The 6,760-nt window shown below is 39.1% G+C and carries 3 protein-coding genes; all 3 read right to left on the reverse strand.

The features are described from left to right. Nucleotides 1-78: 78 nt before the first annotated feature. A complete protein-coding gene (gene msrB / locus ADM33_RS08215; RefSeq protein WP_049504420.1) occupies nt 79-1,194 on the reverse strand; it encodes a peptide-methionine (R)-S-oxide reductase MsrB in 1,116 nt (371 codons plus the stop codon). Nucleotides 1,195-1,203: 9 nt separating this feature from the next. Then, nucleotides 1,204-1,764 carry a TlpA family protein disulfide reductase gene (locus ADM33_RS08220; RefSeq protein ID WP_049504422.1) on the reverse strand — a complete coding sequence of 187 codons (561 nt, stop codon included), beginning with the start codon at nt 1,762-1,764 and terminating at the stop codon, nt 1,204-1,206. 159 nt (nt 1,765-1,923) lie between these two features. Then, a partial coding sequence (locus ADM33_RS08225) for a ZmpA/ZmpB/ZmpC family metallo-endopeptidase (RefSeq protein WP_049504423.1) occupies nt 1,924-6,760 on the reverse strand: 4,837 nt, incomplete at its 5' end.

The following is a 6,760-nucleotide window of genomic DNA, read 5'->3' on the forward strand; positions in this document are numbered from 1 at the left end:
TATTAAAGTCAACACTTCTAAAAAAATCAAATATGAATCTAAAACATTTTTAGTAAACTCTTTTTAAGAATATCACGTTCACTCAACATAATCCAACAAATAACCATAACCCTTTTCTTCCATTTGATTCTTAGGAATAAAACGGATGGATAGGCTATTGATACAATAGCGTAGGCCTCCCTTGTCCTTAGGTCCATCTGTAAAAACATGTCCCAGATGGGAATCACCAGTTCTACTTCTGACTTCTGTTCTGACCATATTATAAGACTTGTCTTCCTTATAGGTAGCAACATCTGGACTGATAGGCTGGGTAAAACTAGGCCAACCACAGCCCGATTCAAATTTATCTTTCGAAGAAAAGAGAGGTTCGCCAGTCGCAATATCCACATAAATACCTGCTTCAAATTTATCCCAGTAACGATTTGAAAAGGCACGTTCTGTTTGACCATTTTGAGTCACTGCATACTCCTCAGGAGACAGAAGTTTTTTCAATTCATCGTCACTCGGTTTTGGATATTGACTTGCATCAATAACAGGATAGGATGCTTGATTGACATTGATATGGCAATAGCCATTAGGATTTTTCTGGAGATAGTCTTGGTGGTAATCCTCAGCCACGATAAAATTTCTTAAGGATTCCTTTTCAACCGCTAGAGGCTGGTCGTATTTCTTAGCAACTTGATCAAAAACTTGATCGATGACTTCTAGGTCATGCTCGTCCTTATAGTAGACTCCAGTTCTGTACTGAGTTCCCACATCATTTCCCTGCTTATTCTTACTGGTTGGATTGATAATGCGGAAATAATGGAGTAGGATTTCTTTTAAAGAGATCTGATTGGCATCATAGGTCACATGAACAGTCTCAGCATGTCCAGTCTGGCCGATTAATTCATACTGAGTTGTTTCTCCTCTCCCATTTGCATAGCCAGAGACTGCATCTGTCACACCCGCTACTCGTGAAAAATATTCTTCGACTCCCCAGAAACAACCTCCCGCTAGATAGATTTCATGTAAGTCAGCATCTTTACTTGGCTCAGTTTTTTTCTTGGCCTTTTGTCCCTGACTAACTGCTGCCTTCTCGATTTGAGTAGTATCTGTGTAGCTAGCGCTCCTTTTTTCCAAAAGAAATAAAAATCCAATAATAATGCAAATGATGATTCCTATGAATACAATTATTTTTAATTTATCATTCATGATGAGCCTCTAATCTATGCTTTTTAGCGTCTGTAAAATAGTTTCCTTGTCCATAAAACCTGGCTGGGTCTTGACTAGTTTGCCTTCTTTATCAATAAAGGCCTGAGTCGGATAAGAACGGACTCCGTAACTCGCTAAGAGTTTTCCAGAAGGGTCTAAAAGGACAGGGAGATTTTTATAGTCCAAGCCCTGATACCATTTTTGGAAGGCTTCTTCTGCTTGCTCTCCTTTTTGACCAGGAGAATCGACTGTCAAGATGACATAGTCATCACTTGCTTCTTTTGCAAGTTCATCGGTATCAGGGAGGCTGGCTAGACAAATAGAACACCATGAAGCCCAAAATTTGAGATAGACCTTTTTGCCTTTGTAATCTGATAGGCGATAAGTTTTACCATCAACTCCCGTGAGTTCAAAGTCTGGAACTTCTTCCCCTTTTTTTGCAATTTGAGAGCTGACTTGCGCTTGTTTGTCTCCATTTTGTTTATCAGCCTCACTCGTCGTCTGATTTTTACAAGCCGATAGACAAACCAGACTAGCGCAGACCAATACAGTTGCTTGCCATGTTTTCATTTTCATCACCTTTCTTATTAGATATATGAATATAGATATCGATATTATAGCTCTATTATATACCTACCTTTCTAAAAATACTTGAAATCTGCTCGGAAAATTCTTAAAACCCTTGGGAACCAAAAAACTCTCACCTGCTTAGCAGATGAGAGCTTTGGATTATTTAAAAATAGAAGTTTTAAAGCTATCTGTTTGTTGAAGAAGTTTCTTGAAGACTTTCTCTTTCAAAGCAACAGTATTGTCAAATTTAACAGAACCCTTACTTAGAGTAGCCTTATCTTTATCAACAGCTTCAGCAAATGCGCGTTTCAAGTCTTCATAGCTATTGTATGTTTTACCATCAATTTCAATAGATTGAATTCCATTTTTAGCACTTGTCACAACTTCTTTGAAGTAAGCTTTCTTCCAATCTTCAAGATTGTTGAATTTTCCTTCAGAAATCTTGTTAATGATGAAGTCATCACCTAGAGTCTCTTTACCAGCTTTTTTAGACTCAGCTTTTAGCATATTAGATGCATAGTTTAAGAATCCTTTTTCGTAGCCATAGTAACCCCAGATTCTGAAGGTATTGTGTTTAAATGACATCGCTCCAGGAGCACCTTCACTTGTGTTACCACCATAGATACCAGACATCATTGGAACGTTCACATAAGCAGAATCAAAGTCAGTAGGATTATAAACTCTGTTACCTGGACCACGGTTAGTCATAAAGTTATTGGTTACTAAGTCATCTACTGTGCGTAAAGGAATAGCTTTTTCCTCATCACTTAAAGGTCTAACCTTATCGAATTGGTTCTTGGTGTTATTTCCTCGGTATTGCTTATCAACCTTCTTGAACCAAGCATTGTTCAAATCTTGATTTGCCTTATCGAGAACAGCCTCTCCTTCCAGGTAATCCAGAAGCATGAGGGTGTCATTGTAGCCCTTCATGTAACGATCAATTTCGTCACGTGATTTCAGATCATTTGGATTGGTGTTATACCATTGATTTCCATCATTTGGACGTTCATAAGCCATATTGAGACCTAGGGCTTTATATTCACCGTTTGGATTTGATACGGATGGAGTTTGCAACATTCCTTGTGCAAATGCTTCAAGATCTGTTCCTTCACGGTGTCTTGAGCCACCTAGATAAACCATTCGGTCATTGACGTGAGTCGTTTCGTGAGTAAAGGCAGAAACTCCAAAATCACTAATCATGTCCGTCACCATAAAGAAGACAGAGTCATCTTTATATGGATTGGCATAAACACGAGCTACCGCTCCCATACGCCAGTCTGTTGCATGGTAACGTCCTGTAGGTCCGTATAATTCACGAATAGGAGCAACATCTTTACCGCTATTAGTATGACCGTATTTATCAGTACTAATATCTTTATAGTTTTGGTTATCTAAAACAGGTGTTGGAACCATGTTATTGCTCTTCAAGAGTTGATTACGAACTTTGTCAGTTGCTAGACGTGACCAGAAGTCTAGATAATTCTGTTGCCCTTTTGCAACCTTATCAATTTCAGCTTTGAAAGCATTACGTTCTGCTTCAGTATACTTACCATATTTCTCAAATGAACTATAAGCCATTGTATTGTAAGTGGAAATCAAGAACATATGAGCATCTTTCAAGTTCAAGAGTGGCAAGATCATCTTACCGTGCATATCGTTGTTTAATCCTTCATAGGCTCTGTGTTTCTTATCAGCAAACTCAGGAGTTGTTGTTTTTGGTTCCACGATATAGACATTATCTTTGGTTGCTTTAATGAACCAATCATTTAGATCTTTGTCTTCTGTGAATAGACGCATATTATAGTCTAAGAAACTGTTTAACTCGCCTATACCGATAACTCCACCGATAGTTTCGCGATAAGCTTCTAAAGTTCTATCACCTTTAATGTTATTTTCTTTGGAACCAATCTTGATCAAGAAGTCTAACACATTGACATTTTTACCATAGAAGTCTGGTTTGAACAACATGAGTTGCTTGATATTGAAGTTATCAAACTTAACTCCGTAGTAACGATTGAGGTAAGACAAACCAAGAAGAACAGCAGCCTTGTTGTCATCAATCTTCTTGATCAAGGCACGTTTAGCAGCTTCATCTGTGTTTAATTGATGATCTTCATTTTCAAGCAACTGTTTCACAAATTTAGCCAGATTATCCTTAACTTCTTTGAAGCTTTCTTCCAGGTAAAGATCTTTTATAGCATTGACTTTATTTGGTCCTGTTCTACCTAGGTGTGTGTAGATAGGATCTGACTGTAGCTCAACTGGACTTAATTTTTCAACGATAGCATTGATAAGATCGCTACGGTCTTTGTCAACGATATTAGGCGTGTAAACAACTTCTCCAAGTTCAGCAATGCTGTACTCTTTCACTTGTTTGACCTTAGATTCTTTCAGCGAAACAGTAAAGATGTCTTTGGTCTTATCAGCATAGTGCACCAAAATGTGGTCAGCATCAGCCAATTCTGTTACAAAAGCATTGCCCTTCATAGCAGTAACTGATAGGACTTCCTTGGTCATCAGATGACTACCAGCAGCCAATTTGTTTCCTTGGTCTACGATCCACTCTTTATTGTAGAATGGTTGTAATTTTTCGATATTACGATAGGCAAGTTCACGAGAGGCATCGTAGCCATCGATTGTTTTGTATTGATCAGCTTTGTTGAGAATGTTATTGAGTTTGTCTTCAACAGGTTTGGTGCTTTCAAATTTATCAGCAGTGATTCCCATCGCTTCAATCTTCTTGTCAGCTTCTTCTTGTGAGATGCTAGGAATCTTGCGAGAATTCTTATAAGATTTATTACCCTCACTTACCCCCTCAACACTAAAGTTACGTTTTGTTCTTGAATACGTGAAGTAATCATCGGCGTCAATATCAGAGTGACCAAAGACCATCTCACCTGTTTTGACTTTCATCATGGTGATGTTGTCTTCAATAGCACCCAAGGCCCAGTTAGTACCAAGTAATCCACCAGATTGAACAGCTTCCTTCAGCTCGATAGAACCTTTAGCAACTGAATTTCTGAGAACACCTTCTCTTCCTAGTGTATTGTTATCTCCACCATTTTGAGAAGAATAAACTAATCCTGCAGCTTTTGCCTTGTTACCAGTAATTTCAGCATCAACGTAGGCTTTTTCTACGATACCTTTCCAGTTTTCACCTAGAACACCTGCTAAGTACCAACCTTTATTTCCAGCAGCGTGAATCTTACCGATAAAGGCAACATTACTTACCTTACCACTACCATCAATTTTATTGATAATACCAGCTACATCGTTGCCCCCGATAACATTACCTGTTACTTTAACATTTTCGACAGTCGCATTATTTTTGATAACATTTGCGATTGGTGCTACTCGATCAAATCCAGGCATGTCAATGTTGACATTTTCAAGCAAGAGATTCTTGACAGTACCACCTTCAATGTTACCAAACAATGGTCTCGTAATGTTATGGATGGCAAATTTATTACCTTCTGTACTTTCCAATGTTCCCTTGAAGGCATTGGTTACATAAGACTTGCCAGCTGGTTGTACGTTACTTGCATTCATACTGCTACCAAGCTTAAAGGTACCAGTAGGATTGGCCTGCATTGCTTTTACAAGGTCATTGAAATCGTAATAAACATCACCTTCATGGGCTTTTGGTTTAGCAAAGTAATGGACATACTCCTCTTCAAACTGATTATCTGCGTTACGTTGAACTAGGTCTGGTGCTTTAGCAGTGACTTTGAACAATGCTTTACCATCAACTGTGACTTCTTCAATCTTATCAACAGCAAGTTTTGTCACCTTGTTATCATGAGTTATCACTTTCAAGTAATAAGGTTTAACATCTGATGGTTTAGCTGACAAGAGACTATTATCAGTTTCTACACCTTGGTCATCAACACTGATAAGGCTTGTTTCCTTAATGTTTTTGACTTCGACTTTTTTGAGATCAAGTCGCAGCGGTTCTTCCGTGAGAACAACTTCTTCGTTCCCATTTCCACGATCGTAAACCATCTTGGTCGCAATCTTGTAGTCCTTGTAATACTTCAAGTCTGTAAGATTTGCAGTCAGGTCTCCCTCAGACATGTTGACTGTTTGAAGGCTAGTGTCTCCGTCTTTCAAGACAACTTCAAGAGATTTAATGGTTACACCTGTTGGTTTTACCAATTGGTAACGAACCTTAGCACTACGCTCTAATTCTTCTTTATCTATATGAGTGAGGGTCAACGTTGGCTCAGTAAGGATTTGATCACCTTTTTTGATGATACGATCTTGAACTGCTTCAACAACTTCCTCTGAAATCGTTGGAGCATCTGCAGTTTTCACGCCCTTATGAGTCTTATAGACTTTGGTAATCTTTTTCTTACCGTTTTGACCAGCTTGAGCAACAACTTCTGTCCCCTTCGGAAGAGTGCTGTCTACTTCAGTTCTTGTCTCGAAAGGAATTTCTTCAAATGAAACTTCTTCTACTTGACCTTCAATAGCCTTTGTACCACGACTAATTTTTTCGTTTACTGGAGCCTTAACAGTTTCTGTACTCGTGCTGATTGGGTCCCCAACTTTTTGGCCATTGACTGTCTTATAGACACGATGAATCAGCTGACTTCCTGCTTGACCATTTTGAATCACTGTTTCTTCGTCAGTGTAGCGAGTATCGTCATTTACATACTCTCTTGTATATGGGACTTCTACAGTTTCAGTTTCTGTGACAGTTGCTTCAGCTACTGTATACTCTGGTAATTCTGGCTGAACTAGGGATTCGCCTTCGTGACCTTCTTCTTGGGTACCTTTGGCTATAATCTCGCCGGTGTAAGCTGGCAATTCTGGCTGAACTAAGGATTCACCTTGGTGGCCCTCTTCTTGAGTACCTTTGGCTGTAATCTCTCCAGTGTAGGCTGGCAACTCTGGCTGAACCAAGGATTCACCTTGGTACCCCTCTTCTTGCGTGCCTTTTGCGCTAATCTCGCCGGTGTAGGCTGGGGTTTCTGGTTGAACTAAGGCTTCGCCT

The sequence above is a fragment of the Streptococcus oralis genome (assembly GCF_001075875.1).
GTDB lineage: Bacteria > Bacillota > Bacilli > Lactobacillales > Streptococcaceae > Streptococcus > Streptococcus oralis_I.